Below are 14145 nucleotides of genomic sequence, written 5' to 3' on the forward strand. Positions count from 1 at the left end.
CGCCGGGGTCAGCGGGTCCCGGGAGGGGCGGGCGGAGTGCCTTGGTGGCGCGGCCCTCAGCGGGCCGGAAGCGTGCCCTGGTCCGCGGGCGCGGCGGCCTGCGGCGGAACGTACGGGGCCGCGAAGGGGAACTCGCGCAGCTTGCGCCACACCCCGTCCGCGCCCTGCTCGTACAGCGCGAAACCGGTGCAGGACCACTGCGCCTCGTAGCCGGAAAGCTCCTCGAACGCGCGGTCCATCGCCTCCTCCGCGATGCCGTGCGCGACCGTCACATGCGGGTGGTACGGGAACTGCAGCTCGCGCGCCACCGGCCCGGAGGCGTCCCGGACCCGCTGCTGCAGCCGCGTGCAGGCCTCCGCGCCCGCCACCACCCGGACGAAGACGACCGGCGAGAGCGGACGGAACGTACCCGTGCCGCGCAGCCGCATCGGGAACGGCCGCCCCTCGGCCGCGACCCGCGCGAGATGCGCCTCGATCGCGGGCAGATCGGCGGCCTCGACCTCGGTCGGCGGCAGCAGGGTGACGTGGGTGGGGATACCGTGCGCCGCCGGGTCGCCGAAGCCTGCGCGCCGCTCCTGGAGCAGGCGGCCATGGGGCTCCGGGACCGCGATCGAAACGCCGAGCGTTACGGTCCCCACGTCGTGCTCCTTCTTCGGTCTCGTTCAGCTGCAGGGGCGGATGCTGCAGGCGCTGCTCAGTGTGGCGCGCACACCGGCCTTCTGGCCAGGGTCCTTGGTCCGTTCCCTGGCCAGGACGGCGCGGCGTGCGTCGGTGCTCGGAGGGTCAGTGCTCGGAGGAGCAGTGCGAGGCGGTTGCTCGGCGGGTCAGTGCTTGGCGGGCAGGAACCCGATCCGCTCGTACGTGGTGGCGAGGGTCTCCGCGGCGACCGCGCGGGCCTTCTCCGCGCCCTTGGCGAGGATCGAGTCCAGGGTCTCCGGGTCGTCCAGGTACTCCTGCGTACGCGTACGGAACGGTGTCACGAACTCGGCCATGACCTCCGCGAGATCCGTCTTCAGCGCACCGTAGCCCTTGCCGGTGTACTTCTGCTCCAGTTCCGCGATACCGGTGCCCGTGAGGGTGGAGTAGATGGTGAGCAGGTTGCTGACGCCCGGCTTGGCCTCCGGGTCGAAGCGGATCACGGTGTCCGTGTCGGTGACCGCGCTCTTGACCTTCTTGACGGTGGTCTTCGGCTCGTCCAGCAGGTTGATCAGGCCCTTGGGGTTGGCCGTGGACTTGCTCATCTTCGCCGTCGGATCCTGAAGATCGAAGATCTTCGCCGTCTCCTTGAGGATGTGCGGCTTCGGCACGGTGTACGTCCGGCCGTACCGGCCGTTGAAACGCTCGGCGAGATCGCGGGTCAGCTCGATGTGCTGGCGCTGGTCCTCGCCGACCGGCACCTCGTTCGCCTGGTACAGGAGGATGTCCGCGACCTGCAGGATCGGATACGTGAAGAGGCCGACCGTGGCGCGGTCCGAACCCTGCTTCGCCGACTTGTCCTTGAACTGGGTCATCCGGGAGGCCTCACCGAAACCGGTCAGGCAGTTCATGACCCAGCCCAGCTGGGCGTGCTCGGGCACATGGCTCTGCACGAACAGCGTGCAGCGCTCCGGGTCGAGTCCGGCGGCGAGCAGCTGCGCCGCCGCGAGCCGGGTGTTGGCGCGCAGCTCCTTCGGGTCCTGCGGCACGGTGATCGCGTGCAGGTCGACGACCATGTAGAAGGCGTCGTGGGACTCCTGCAGCGCAACCCACTGGCGCACGGCGCCCAGGTAGTTGCCGAGGTGGAACGAGCCTGCGGTGGGCTGGATTCCGGAGAGCACGCGAGGTCGGTCTGTGGCCATGCTGCACATTGTCTCAGGTGGCGGGGAGGTCTCCGTATCAGGTGAGGGGGAGGTCACCCCCTCGGCGACGGAGGGTCTCCGGCCTCGGCGACGGAGGGTTTCCGGCCTCGGCGACGGGGAGGTCTCCGCCTCGGGTTACGGAGGGGGCTCCGCCTCGGGTGACGGAAGTCTCCGGCGACCGGGAACCGATCGGGCGGCTGCGGTGTATCAAGGCTTCTTCAAGGCGTACCAGTCGCTGGGGCGGTTCCGGGACGGCTCCTCGTTCAAGACCTGGCTGCTGCAGCTCGTGGTGAATGAGACGAGGAACACAGTCCGATCGGCCGGCCGGCGCACGACCCGGAGCAGCCGCCCCCACAACGACGGGCGGCAGCCCGCGCAGAGGGCCCGGACGGCGAGCGCGTCGATCGCCAGGGCCTGTCCGGCGGACAGACCCCGGCCCGGATCGCCGAGCCCGCCGCGGGCAGCGCGGCGAGGACCTCAGCTGAGGTCGATGCCCGGGTAGAGCGGGAAGCCGGAGAGCAGATCCGCGGCCCGGTGGGCCACCTCGTCCGCGACCTTGGCGTCCAGCACATGCTGCGCCTTGGAGGCCGCACCCGACTTGGTCACCCCCGGCACGGCGGCCGTGAGCACCGTGTCGATGAGCCCCGCGATCTCGTCCATCTCCGCCACACCCAGGCCCCGGGTGGTCAGCGCGGGGGTGCCGATCCGCACGCCGGAGGTGTACCAGGCGCCGTTCGGGTCCGCCGGGATCGCATTGCGGTTGGTGACCACCCCGGAGTCGAGCAGCGCCGACTCGGCCTGCCGTCCGGTCAGCCCGTAGGAGGAAGCGACATCGATCAGATTGAGGTGATTGTCCGTACCAGCCGTCACCAGCGTCGCGCCCCGGCGCATCAAGCCGTCCGCCAGCGCCCGCGCGTTGTCGACGACCTGCTGGGCGTAGTCACGGAAGGAGGGCTGACGCGCCTCGGCGAGTGCCACCGCCTTGGCCGCCATCACATGCGGAAGGGGACCACCGAGCACCATCGGGCAGCCGCGGTCGACCTGGTCCTTGAGCGAGTCGTCGCACAGCACCATGCCGCCGCGCGGTCCGCGCAGTGACTTGTGCGTGGTCGTCGTGACGATCTGCGCATGCGGTACGGGATCGAAGTCCCCGGTGAGCACCTTGCCGGCCACGAGCCCGGCGAAGTGCGCCATGTCCACCATCAGCGTGGCGCCCACCTCGTCGGCGATCTCGCGCATGATGCGGAAGTTCACGAGGCGCGGATAGGCGGAGTAGCCGGCCACGATGATCAGCGGCTTGAACTCCCGGGCGGACTTCCGCAGGGATTCGTAGTCGATCAGACCGGTGGAGGGATCGGTGCCGTAGGAGCGCTGATCGAACATCTTCCCGGAGATGTTCGGCCGGAATCCGTGCGTGAGGTGACCGCCCGCGTCCAGGGACATGCCGAGCATCCGCTGGTTGCCGAAGGCCGCGCGCAGCTCGGCCCAGTCGGCATCGGAGAGGTCGTTGACCTGACGGGCGCCGGCCTTCTCCAGGGCGGGCGCCTCCACCCGGTCGGCGAGCACGGCCCAGAAGGCGACCAGGTTGGCGTCGATCCCGGAGTGCGGCTGGGCATAGGCGTGGCGGGCGCCGAAGAGTTCGCGGGCGTGCTCGGCGGCCAGGGATTCGACGGTGTCGACATTGCGGCATCCGGCGTAGAAGCGGCGGCCGACCGTGCCCTCGGCGTACTTGTCGCTGAGCCAGTTGCCCATGGCGAGCAGTGTCGCGGGCGAGGCGTAGTTCTCGGAGGCGATCAGCTTGAGCATCTCGCGCTGGTCGTGCAGCTCCTGGCCGATGGCATCGGCGATGCGCGGCTCGACCCCGCGGATCACGTCCAGGGCGCTGTTGAAGGCGGTGGAGGCGGTGGAGGCGGAGGCGGAGGAGGCGGAGGGGGTGACGGAAGGATCGGTCATGAGGGTGGACCTCCGGACGAAGACGATGCGTACAGGTTCGTCGTACTCGGTTCGGCCCAGGCGCACGGCACACGGTTCATGGGCCGCTTCCCGATGGTTGACCCCATCCAAGCGCGCCAGTCACGGCCCGTGCGTCACCCTACCGCCGCACGGCCTGTCACGATCTCCTGTCCGGGATACGAACGCCCGGTGGCGATCACAGCCCGGCCTCCCCCATCCGGTGGTCGAGTTCGCGCAGGCGTTCGCGTACCGGGGCTGCCTCGTACGGGGAGAGCCCGCGCAGGAGGTCGAGTGCGCGTTGCAGGCTCTCCCGGGCCTCCTCGCCGCGGCCCGCGGCCAGCTGGGTCTCGGCCAGTTGGGGCAGGGTCTCGGCCTCGTAGATGCGTTCGCGGCCGCGGCGGAGTTCGAGGGCCTGTTCGTAGCATGCGATGGCCTCGTCGTGGCGGCCCGCGCTGCGGTGGATGAAGCCGAGGCTGTCCAAGGTGGCGGCCTCTCCCATGACGTCGCCGAGCGTGCGCAGCACGTCGAGCGCCTGGCCGCACCGCTCGCCCGCCGGTTCCAGCGCGCCCAGCTGGGCATGCCACCAGCCCGCGTTGTTGAGCGCCATTGCCTCACCGGCCCGGTGGCCGACGGCCCGGCAGTACGCGAGCGCCTTCTCGCTGTGTTCAAGTGCAGCGGAGGCATCCCCGAGCTGACCCACCAGCACGGCGATCTGGGTGTGGACCACCGCGCGGCCGACGTCGTCGCCCAGCTTCTCGTAGAGCCGCAGGGCGTGATCCAGGTGGGCCCGGCCCTCGTCGTGTTGCCCCAGCCGCGCGAGTGCCTGACCGAGACCGAAGTGGCAGTAGGCCAGGGCCTCCGGATCATTCAGGCGCTGCGCCGCCGTCAGGGCCACCCGGTGCACATCGATCTGCTCGGCGAGAAAGCCCTGCTGGTACAGGAAGGTGCGGCAGGCCCTCGCCAACTGCCAGGCATGTGTGTCGAATCCGCCCTCCGCCGCCCTCCGCACCGCGGCGGCGAGCGACTCGCGTTCGACCGTGAACCAGTCGAGTGCGGTGGTGGCGTCGGCGTGGCGGGTGACCGAGACACCGGGCTGCAGCGGTCCGGGCGTGATCTGGATCTGGTGATGCCGGTTGAGCAGCCGGTCCGCGCCGAGCGCACTGTGCAGATAGTGATCGAGCAGGCGTGCAAGGGCCGTATAGCGTTGCGCCGCGCCGAGTTGCGCCACGGCCTGCTCCTCGGCGTAGGCGCGCAAAAGGTCGTGCAGGGTGAAGCGGCCGGCCGCCTGATCCGCGAGGAGATGCACCTCGGACATCTCGGCCAGGGCCTGTTCCGCCTGCCGCTGTGGGATACCGGCCAGGCTGGCGGCGGCGGGCAGCGAGACCTCGGGGCCGGGGTGCAGGCCGAGCAGCCGGAAGACCGCCGCGGACCGGGCCGTCAGCTGTCCGCTCGACCAGGAGAACACGGCACGTACATCACTCGCGGTGTCGCCCGTGTCCAGCAGGTCGAGACGGGTGCGCGGGCCGCGCAGCTCGCCGGCGAGGTCGTCGAGTGAACGCTCCGGGTAGGCGGCGGCCCGTGCGGAGACGACCCCGAGGGCCAGCGGCAGCCGCCCGCAGGAGGCGATCAGATCGGCCGCCGCCTCGGGTTCGGCGGTGACGCGTGCGTCGCCGAGGCGGCGGACCAGCAGTTCGCGTGCCTCCGCGGGATCGAGCACGTCGAGCCCGACCAGGCTCGCGGGGTGGGTGACGGCGAGACCGGTGAGGCGGTTGCGGCTGGTGATCAGCACCGCGCAGCCGGGCCCGCCGGGGAGCAGCGGACGCACCTGCTCGGCATCGCGGGCGTTGTCGAGCACGATGAGCAGCCGGCGATCGGCGACCAGGCTGCGGTAGAGCGCCACCTGCGCCTCCGGATCGGCCGGCACCCGCGCGGGCGGGACGCCGAAGGCGCTGAGGAACCTCCTGATGGCATCGCCGGTCCGCAGCGGTCGGCCGGACGGGGCGAAGCCGCGCAGGTTCACATGGAGCTGGCCGTCGGGATACCGGGGTGCCGCCTGCCGGGCCCAGTGTTCGGCGAGCAGGGTCTTTCCGATGCCCGCAGCCCCGGAGATCACACAGATGCCCGGCTGCCCGTCGCGTTCGGACGCGCCGTGGAAGAGACCGGAGATGCGCCGGAGTTCGGCCTCGCGACCCACGAACCACGGGTTGTCGGCAGGGAGTTGCCGGGGTAGCGGCAGGGGCGCCGTCGTGACATCCGGCAGACCCGCCGCCGCGAGCGGCAGCGCGCCGCGGGGCTTGCCGGGGGAGTCCGTGGTGCGCTCCTGCGGGGCCTCCACGCGGCGCTCCTCCAGGGGCTCGCCATCGAGGATCCGCTGGTGGATCTCGCGGAGCTGGGTCATCGGCTCGACGCCGAGTTCCGCGCTCATCAGGCGGTGCAGCTCCCGGTAGGCGCCGAGCGCGTCGGCTCTTCTGCCCTGCCGGTACAGCGCCCGTATCAGCAGGCTCCACAGCCGCTCCCGCAGCGGATGGTCGCGTACGAGACCACGTAACTCCGGTACGACACGGTCGCCCGGACCGCTCGCGAGGTCGGCCTCGATGCGGGCTTCGAGCGCGGAGAGCCGCTGCTCCTCCAGGCGGGCGGCCTCGGCGTCGACGGCCGGAATGGAGCGCACATCGGCCATGGCCCGCCCGCGCCACAGCCCCAGCGCCTCGGTGAGCAACTGCGCGGCGCGGACCGGCCGGCCGGAACGCGCGGCCGCCTCCCCCCTCGCCACCAGACGGTCGAAGCGCTGCGTGTCCACGGCTTCCTCATCGGGCAGCACCAGCTGATAGCCCGGGGCCCGGGTGACAAGGATGCGACGTTCGGTGTCCCCCAGGGTGCGCCGCAGCCGCATGACGTACTGCTGGATCAGGTTGCCCGCCGCCGCTGGCGCCTCCTCGCCCCACAGCGCCTCGCTGAGCTCGTCGACGGCGACCGGACGCGAGCGCTGGATCAGCAGGGTGGCGATGAGGGCGCGCTGCTTGGCTGCCGGGATGCCGGTCCAGCGGGCTCCGTCGCACACCTCCAGGGGGCCGAGCACACGAAAGCGCATTCAATGCTCCTGGGTTCAGGGCCGGTTGGTGCGCGGGGTGGGCGCGAGCCGATCTTTCCACTCGGCCGGTGTCCCGTACAGGTCAGAGGGGGCGCGGGAAGGGCGCGGGAAGATCGCCCAAGTCGCCCTTGCAGGAGGGCGGTTCGGCCGCGATAAGTGCCGGTACAGCGGGAGTTCAGCGCCGCTCACCAACATGACTGGCGCATCCCGGGGTCCCGGGGACGGCGAGCCGGAAGGCGGTTGAGCGATGCGTTTTGCCCTGAAGGAATGTTCCTGGCAGACCGTGGGCGAGGAACTCGTCGTCGTCTTCGACCCCCGCGAGGCCATCACGCTCGAGGACCCGGACGGTCAGGTCGCCGCCTTGCTCGCCGCGCTCCGCGCGGCCCCGCAGACCATTCCGGAACTGTCCGCCTCGCTCGCCGCGGGCGGCGTCCACATCTCGGAGGACGACCTCGGCGAGGGCATCGAGGGGCTCGCGGGCCTCGGCCTCATCGAGCGTGCCGAAGGCAGGGGCACCGGCGATCCGGCCGTGGACGAGCGGCACTTCTCCAACCTCACGTTCTTCGGGACCTTCGCGGACCTCGAACGGACCAGGACCGACTTCCTCACCCCGCTGCGCAAGGCGCATGTCCTCGTACTCGGTGTGGGCGGTGCCGGCTCCTCGCTCGTGCAGTGCCTCGCCGGCCTCGGAGTGGGCGAGCTGACGCTCCTGGACCACGACCGCGTCGAGCCCCGCAATTTCGCCCGCCAGTTCCTCTACCACCACGAGGACATCGGGCGGTCGAAGGTCGAGGCGGCCAAGGCCTGGGTGCAGGCCTACGACCCGGAGATCAAGGTGCACACCGCCGACCGCTGGGTGGCCTCCCCCGAGGACCTCGCCGATCTCACCGCCGGCGTCGATCTGATCGCGGGCGGCCTCGACGGCCATCCCGACGCCGGTCTGTGGGTGAACGAGGCGGCCGTACGGGCCGGGGTCCCGCTGGTCGCGGGCGGCGCGACGCACACCATGGTCACGTATGTCTCGGTGAACCCGGGCGTCAGCCCCTGCATGGCCTGCGAGCTCTCGGACATGCCGCCGGAGGGCACCAGTTCGGCCGCCGCGGAGGATCTCGTCCACAGCATGCAGACCACCAATCCGCTGATCGGCGCGGTGGCCATGCAGATCGGCTCCCTGATCACGCTGGAGAGCCTGCGCTATCTGACCGGGTTCCAGGAGCCGGTGGCGGCGGGGGTGCGCCATCGTCTCGATCTGCGGGAGGGGCTCGCGGCCACCCAGGTGCCGTTCCCCGACGTCCCCGACTGCCCGGTGTGCGCGCTGGCTCCCGCTCGGGTCACGGCATGACCGAGGTGACGACGGGTGCGGCGAATCCGCACGAGGACACGCCCGCGGCCGATCCCGCGGAGCCGCAAGCCGGCACATCCACGGCCGATCCGGCCGATCCGGCTGATCCGGCCGGTCCGCCCGGCGACACGCCCGCGGCCGATCCGCACGACGACTCTCCCGCGACCGTGCGGCTGCGCCCGCTGACCCTCGTCGACGAGGGCGAGGACGAGGTCCTTGTGGGCGACCCGGCCACCGGGGAGTTCATCACCATCCCGAAGGTGGGCGGCGTGGTGATCGAGGCCCTGCGGCGGGGGGCCACGACGGACGAGGCCGCCGCCGAGGCCGAGGAGTTCGCGGGCGAGCCCGTGGATGTGCCGTCCTTCGTCGACACCCTGCGCGAGCTGGGTTTCCTCGACGAGGGGCAGGAGAGCGCCCCGGTCCGCTCGGCCCCCGTACAGGGCAGCAGATGGCTGACCGGTGTCCGCCAGGAGCGGGTCCGGCCGTTCTTCGGGCGGGTGGCGTGGAGCCTCTACACCGCGTGCGCGGTGTTCGCGCTCGCCGTGTTCGTGCTGTGGCCCGCCCTCTTCCCCGATCCGGCCACGGACGCGTTCATCGTGGACGACATAGGCCTCGGCAGCCTGATCCTCATCCCGCTCGCCCTGGTCGCCGCCGCGATCCACGAGCTGGGGCACTGGCTTGCGGCCCGGGCGCTCGATCTGCCCGCCCGGTTCGGCATGGACCGGCGCATGGTGTTCCTGCTCGTCTTCGAGACGGATCTGACCCAGGTGTGGACCGTGGAGCGACGCAAGCGCTACGGACCGCTCCTGGCCGGTCTCGCCCTCGACGCCGTACTGCTCGCCGTACCGCTCGCGGGGCGGCTGCTGATCGAAACCGGGGTCTGGTCGGCGCCGGGTCTGCTCGACGCGGCCCTCGCCACCTGGATCTACGTGAAGCTCACCGGGATGCTCTGGCAGTGCATGATCTTCCTGCGCACGGACCTGTACGCGGTCGTCGTGAACGCGCTCGGCTGCCGGAACCTGTGGCATGTCTCGTCCCTGATGCTCCGGCGGAGTGTCGGACGGCTGAGCCCGGACGGGGCCGCCGAACTCGCCGATGCGCATCCGGCGGACGTACGGGCCGGACGCTGGTTCCGGTGGGTGCGGCTGCTCGGGGCCGCGCTGACGCTGGCCTGGGCCGGCTTTTTCCTGGCGCCGTTCGCCTGGGAGATGGCGCGCTGGGCCGCCGACGGGCTCGGCGACGGGCCGGCCACCGGCTCCTTCTGGTGGGCGCTGCTGTGCACGGCGGTCTATCTGACGCCCTTCGTTCTTCCCGCTGCTCTCTCCGTCCGTGAACACGCACGGCGGATCACGGCCAGAGCCTGACACGCGGGGTGAGGTCTCCCGTCCGGCGCACGCCGGACCGGGTGAAGTCCGGAGCCGAGGAGGTGAATCGCATGAAGATCACGGTCCGCAAGGTGGAGAAGGTGAAGGCCACGGTGCACATCGGCTGACACATCGATACGTAGCCGCCCTGCGCTACGGATCAGACGGATGCCCGCCGTCCCCTGGACGGCGGGCATCCGCGCGCCCTTCCCTGGACGGCGGGCACACGCGCGCCACCCCCCCCGAACACCCGCCCAGCCCCCTCCCTCGCGGGACACGCGGTGTCCACTCCCGTTGCGTGGCGTCGGCGCCCTGCCACGAACGAGCGCCCGACGGGGACAGAATGACCCCATGGACTGGCTGAAGAATCTGCCCGTCATCGGGCCGCTCGTGGCACGCCTCATGGCCACCCACGCCTACCGCTCCTACGAGACCCTCGACCGGGCACACTGGTCGCGGCTCGCCGGAGCGATGACCTTCGTCAGTTTCCTCGCGCTGTTCCCGCTGCTCACCGTGGCCGCCGCGATCGCCGCCGCCACCCTCTCGGAGGAACAGCAGCAGGACCTGCAGCAGAAGCTGAGCGATCAGGTTCCCGGGATCTCCGACCAGTTGGACATCGACGCCCTCGTCGCCAATGCCGGCACGGTAGGGGTGATCGCCGGCGCCGCGCTGCTGTTCACGGGTGTGAGCTGGGTCGGCACGATGAGGCAGTGCCTGCGCGAGGTCTGGGGCAAGGAGGACGAGGACGAGAACGTGGTCCTCGCGAAGCTCAAGGACGCGGGCATCCTCCTCGGACTAGGCCTCACCGGCCTCGTCTCCCTCGCCGCCTCCGCGATCGGCACCACCGCGGCCATGTGGCTGACCCGGACGGTGGGCCTGGAGGACCGCGGCTGGGTCGGCTCCCTGCTGGTCGTCGTGGTCTTCGCGCTGGCCGTCCTCGCGGACTTCCTGCTGCTGCTCTACGTGCTCACCCTGCTGCCCGGCGTCCACCCGCCCCGGCGCCGCCTGGTCGTGGCGGCGCTGATCGGGGCGGTCGGCTTCGAACTCCTCAAGGTGCTGCTCGGCGGCTACATGAAGGGCGTCGCCGCCAAGTCCATGTACGGGGCCTTCGGCGTCCCGGTCGCCCTGCTCCTGTGGATCAACTTCAACGCGAAACTGCTGCTGTTCTGCGCCGCCTGGACGGCGACATCGAGCAAGCAGGTCCCCGAGAATCCGCTGCAGGAATCCCAGCAGGAACCGGAGCAGGAACCACAGCAGGAACCGCAGCAGAAACCTGAACACGAACCGCAGCAGGATCGCTGAAGCAGCAGCCGCCGCCCCAGCAACCGCCGCAGCAGGGTCCGCTCAGCCGCGGGGAACCTTCCGGACCAGGTCGGGCAGCGGCCAGCGACGCTTGACGAGGAAGACCCCGGCGCCGATCAGCACGAGGACACCGCCGGTGATCGCGAGGGCGATCCCGACGCCGCTCGAACCCTGCTCGGCGGCGACGTGCTCCGCGCCGCCGAGCGCCTGGCCCTCGGCGGCGGAGTCCCCCTTCTCCTGCTCGGGAGCCGCCGCTCCCTCTGTGCCCTCCGCGTCCTCACCACCGGTGTCCACACTGCGCGGCGCCACCAGCTCACCGACCGGCGTCACCTTGTCCGCGGCCTTGAATCCCCAGTCGAAGAGCCGGGCGGTCTCCTTGTAGACGGCGAGTTTCTCGTCGGAGTCCGGGTTCATCACGGTCACGAGCAGCACCTTGCCGTCGCGCTCGGCGACACCCGTGAAGGTCATGCCCGCGTGCGTCGTATAGCCGTTCTTGACGCCCGCGATGCCCTTGTACGGGTCGAGCCCGTAGTCGCCGCTCAGCAGCCGGTTGGTGTTCTGGATCTCGAAGTGCTCGCGCTTCTCGCCCTTGCCCTTGCCCGGGAACTTCGCGCGTACGGTAGAGGCGTACTCCCGGAAGTCGGCCTTCTGCAGCCCGGAGCGCGCGAACAGCGTCAGGTCGTACGCGGAGGAGACCTGGCCCTCGGCGTCGTAGCCGTCCGGGCTGACCACGTGCGTGTCGAGCGCCTGCAGTTCCTCGGCGTGCGTGTTCATGTCGGCGACGGTCTTCTCCAGGCCGCCGTACATCGAGGCCAGCACATGCACCGCGTCGTTCCCGGAGCGCAGGAACACCCCGAGCCACAGATCGTGGACGGTGTAGGTGTGGTCCTCCTTGATGCCGACGAGGCTCGACCCCTCGCCGATCTTCGCGAGGTCCTCGTCCTGGACCGTGTACACCTGCTCCTTGGGGAACTGCGGCAGCACCGTGTCCGCGAACAGCATCTTGAGCGTGGACGCGGGCGGCAGCCGCCAGTGCGCGTTGTGCGCCGCGAGGACCTCACCGGACTCGGCATCGGCCACGATCCACGAACGGCCCGTCAGGGCCTTGGGCAGGACGGGGGCTCCGGGGCCGAGATTGACCTGCGTGCCCGCCTTGCCGAGCTGCGCGCCCCCGACGGTCGACATCTTCGCCGGCGGCTTCGCCTTGTCGTCCTTCTTACTGCCCGGCTTGTCATCGGCCACGGCCGGTGAGATGGCAGACATGGTCATCAAACTGGCGCATACGACCGTGAGTACGGCCCTCTTCATGGCAGACACGGTCGAGAACGTACATGTAATACCAGTACGAATGTGTGCCGGGTCGCCCTGTGTCCGGCCGGGATCACTCTCCCCACCCCTCCCCGTGTGTGTCTTCCAGGGGATACCCCGGGACGGGAACGGAACCGCCCACCGCGATACTGGGCGTATGAAGCTCAGCCGATCCGTCTCCTGGTTCCTGCTCGCCTTCGGCGTGTGGTCGTGGATCATCTGGATCACTTTCGTCAAGAATCTGGTCAAGGACGGAAGCGGTCTGGCATTCGACGATGCGGGTGATCCGACCGGGTACTTCTGGGTCCATCTGCTGCTCGCCGTGGTGTCCTTTCTCCTGGGGACGGCCGTCGGCATCATCGGGTTCCGTGGCGTACGGGCCCTGCGCCGTACACCGGACGGCGGACAGGCCGACGACCGGACCGACGGCCAGACCGACGGAGACACGGACGAGCACGCGAGCGGTCAGCGGTGATCGCCGTCTTCGTCCTCGCGGGCCTCGCCGCCTTCTCGGTCCTGCTCGGGCTGCACTACTACCTCTGGCGCCGCCTGATCCGCGACACGACCGGGCCCGGCTCGAAGGCCCGCAAGGCGGGCACGGCCGCGATCGTCCTCGCGCTGCTCCTGATGCTCGGCGCGTTGGTGAGCGGACGGGCCGGGGCCCCGTTCTGGCTGGAACAGATCCTCGCCTGGCCCGGCTACCTGTGGATGGCCCTGTTCATCTACCTGGGCCTGTCCACCCTCGCCGGCGAGGCCGTCCGCCCGCTCCTGCTCCGCCGGCTACGGCGCCGTGACGCGGCCCGCACGACGGCGGAACCCGCACCGGCTCCGGCTGCGGAGGCCGACCCCTCGGCCGTACGGGAAACAGTGGGCGCCGGGGTAGAGGGAGCCGCACGGCAGCAGGAGCCCGCGTCGGCGCGGGAACCTTCGCAGCATCCGTCGCAGGAACCCTCACAGGAGCCGTCGTCGGGGGCATTGTCAGTGGCCGCCGATAGGATCGAAGAGGGATCGGCCCCCGGGAGGGAGGGGACTGTCCAGCGCACCCCGTCCGAGCTCTCCCGCCGCCTCTTCGTCTCCCGCATCATCGGCGGCGCGGCCGCGGCCACCGCGCTCGGAACCGTCGGATACGGCACGTACTCCGTCCTGCGCGGCCCGAAGCTCAAGCACGTCACCGTGCCCCTCGCGAAACTCCCGCGCGGCGCGCACGGCTTCCGCATCGCCGTCGTCAGCGACATCCACCTCGGCCCGACCCTGGGCCGCGCCCACACCCAGCGGATCGTCGACACCATCAACTCCACGCAGGCCGACCTGGTCGCCGTGGTCGGCGACCTCGTCGACGGCAACGTGGCGGACCTCGGCCCGGCCGCCGAACCGCTCGCGCAGCTCCGCTCTCGCCACGGCTCGTACTTCGTCACCGGCAACCACGAGTACTTCTCCGGCGCCCAGCAGTGGGTCAACCACGTACGCGAACTCGGCCTCCACCCGCTGGAGAACGCCCGCGTCGAGATCGACGGCTTCGACCTCGCGGGCGTCAACGACGTGGCGGGCGAGGGCGAAGGCCAGGGTCCGGACTTCACGGCGGCCCTCGGCGACCGCGACCGCACCCGCGCCTCGGTCCTCCTGGCCCACCAGCCGGTGGTCATCCACGACGCCGTCGAACACGGCGTCGACCTCCAGCTCTCCGGCCACACCCACGGTGGCCAGATGTGGCCCGGCAACGTGCTCGCCGACCTGGCCAACCCCACCCTCGCGGGCCTGGAACGTTACGGCGACACCCAGCTCTACGTCACCCGGGGCGCAGGCGCCTGGGGCCCACCGGTCCGCGTGGGCGCCCCCTCGGACATCACGGTCGTCACCCTCGCCTCGAAACAGACCTGACCGGCACACCCGTCGGTGAAACGTCTCCTCGACTTCGCGGACCGAGCCCACGCCCCGCTGCGAGCGAGA

At 70.8% G+C, this 14145-nt stretch carries 11 protein-coding genes and 1 riboswitch; of the genes, 6 read left to right on the forward strand and 5 right to left on the reverse strand.

Translation table 11 applies throughout. The features are described 5' to 3' along the window. Positions 1-56: 56 nt before the first annotated feature. Positions 57-638, reverse strand: a complete 582-nt coding sequence (locus ACLF6P_RS22765; protein WP_415952495.1) for a 2'-5' RNA ligase family protein — start codon at positions 636-638, stop codon at positions 57-59. Positions 639-824: 186 nt separating this feature from the next. Next, positions 825-1838: a tryptophan--tRNA ligase gene (trpS, locus tag ACLF6P_RS22770; RefSeq protein WP_415952496.1), complete on the reverse strand. Its 1014-nt coding sequence runs from the start codon at positions 1836-1838 to the stop codon at positions 825-827. Between trpS and ACLF6P_RS22775 the strand changes: the two genes are divergently transcribed. Then, positions 1837-2340 (forward strand): sigma factor, encoded by a 504-nt coding sequence (locus ACLF6P_RS22775; RefSeq protein WP_415952534.1) that lies wholly within the window; start codon positions 1837-1839, stop codon positions 2338-2340. The genes trpS and ACLF6P_RS22775 overlap by 2 nt on opposite strands. Here ACLF6P_RS22775 and ACLF6P_RS22780 read toward each other — a convergent pair. After that, positions 2316-3791 (reverse strand): glycine hydroxymethyltransferase, encoded by a 1476-nt coding sequence (locus ACLF6P_RS22780; protein WP_415952497.1) that lies wholly within the window; start codon positions 3789-3791, stop codon positions 2316-2318. The two genes, ACLF6P_RS22775 and ACLF6P_RS22780, sit on opposite strands and share 25 nt — an antisense overlap. A 47-nt stretch (positions 3792-3838) precedes the next feature. Continuing rightward, positions 3839-3925: riboswitch (ZMP/ZTP riboswitch) on the reverse strand. 62 nt (positions 3926-3987) lie between these two features. Further along, on the reverse strand, positions 3988-6882 hold the full coding sequence (locus ACLF6P_RS22785) for an AfsR/SARP family transcriptional regulator (RefSeq protein WP_415952498.1): 2895 nt from the start codon (positions 6880-6882) through the stop codon (positions 3988-3990). Between the two features lie 247 nt (positions 6883-7129). Between ACLF6P_RS22785 and ACLF6P_RS22790 the strand changes: the two genes are divergently transcribed. From ACLF6P_RS22790 to ACLF6P_RS22800, 3 genes are all read left to right on the forward strand, one after another. Next, entirely contained in the window at positions 7130-8224 is a 1095-nt protein-coding gene (locus tag ACLF6P_RS22790; protein WP_415952499.1) for a HesA/MoeB/ThiF family protein, read from the forward strand. Further along, on the forward strand, positions 8221-9588 hold the full coding sequence (locus ACLF6P_RS22795; protein ID WP_415952500.1) for a hypothetical protein: 1368 nt from the start codon (positions 8221-8223) through the stop codon (positions 9586-9588). The genes ACLF6P_RS22790 and ACLF6P_RS22795 overlap by 4 nt, the downstream gene beginning before the upstream one ends. 351 nt (positions 9589-9939) lie before the next feature. Beyond that, positions 9940-10890: a YihY/virulence factor BrkB family protein gene (locus tag ACLF6P_RS22800; protein WP_415952501.1), complete on the forward strand. Its 951-nt coding sequence runs from the start codon at positions 9940-9942 to the stop codon at positions 10888-10890. Between the two features lie 42 nt (positions 10891-10932). Here ACLF6P_RS22800 and ACLF6P_RS22805 read toward each other — a convergent pair whose 3' ends face one another. Next, a complete protein-coding gene (locus ACLF6P_RS22805; protein WP_463315325.1) occupies positions 10933-12159 on the reverse strand; it encodes a D-alanyl-D-alanine carboxypeptidase family protein in 1227 nt (408 codons plus the stop codon). Between the two features lie 196 nt (positions 12160-12355). On the opposite strand from ACLF6P_RS22805, the gene ACLF6P_RS22810 reads away from it, so the two are divergent. Then, positions 12356-12673 carry an SCO4848 family membrane protein gene (locus ACLF6P_RS22810; protein WP_415952503.1) on the forward strand — a complete coding sequence of 106 codons (318 nt, stop codon included), beginning with the start codon at positions 12356-12358 and terminating at the stop codon, positions 12671-12673. Beyond that, a complete protein-coding gene (locus ACLF6P_RS22815) occupies positions 12670-14076 on the forward strand; it encodes a metallophosphoesterase (RefSeq protein WP_415952504.1) in 1407 nt (468 codons plus the stop codon). The genes ACLF6P_RS22810 and ACLF6P_RS22815 overlap by 4 nt, the downstream gene beginning before the upstream one ends. The last annotated feature ends 69 nt before the right edge of the window (positions 14077-14145 follow it).

It is taken from the genome of Streptomyces lothianensis (genome assembly GCF_047779955.1).
Taxonomy (GTDB): Bacteria; Actinomycetota; Actinomycetes; order Streptomycetales; family Streptomycetaceae; genus Streptomyces.

Bases quoted from the DNA above. Each gene is read 5' to 3' on its own strand.
- ACLF6P_RS22775 (WP_415952534.1), top strand. From the start codon at position 1,837: ATGCTGCACATTGTCTCAGGTGGCGGGGAGGTCTCCGTATCAGGTGAG.
- trpS (WP_415952496.1), bottom strand. From the start codon at position 1,838: ATGGCCACAGACCGACCTCGCGTGCTCTCCGGAATCCAGCCCACCGCA.
- ACLF6P_RS22780 (WP_415952497.1), bottom strand. From the start codon at position 3,791: ATGACCGATCCTTCCGTCACCCCCTCCGCCTCCTCCGCCTCCGCCTCC.
- ACLF6P_RS22785 (WP_415952498.1), bottom strand. From the start codon at position 6,882: ATGCGCTTTCGTGTGCTCGGCCCCCTGGAGGTGTGCGACGGAGCCCGC.
- ACLF6P_RS22790 (WP_415952499.1), top strand. From the start codon at position 7,130: ATGCGTTTTGCCCTGAAGGAATGTTCCTGGCAGACCGTGGGCGAGGAA.
- ACLF6P_RS22795 (WP_415952500.1), top strand. From the start codon at position 8,221: ATGACCGAGGTGACGACGGGTGCGGCGAATCCGCACGAGGACACGCCC.
- ACLF6P_RS22800 (WP_415952501.1), top strand. From the start codon at position 9,940: ATGGACTGGCTGAAGAATCTGCCCGTCATCGGGCCGCTCGTGGCACGC.
- ACLF6P_RS22805 (WP_463315325.1), bottom strand. From the start codon at position 12,159: ATGACCATGTCTGCCATCTCACCGGCCGTGGCCGATGACAAGCCGGGC.
- ACLF6P_RS22810 (WP_415952503.1), top strand. From the start codon at position 12,356: ATGAAGCTCAGCCGATCCGTCTCCTGGTTCCTGCTCGCCTTCGGCGTG.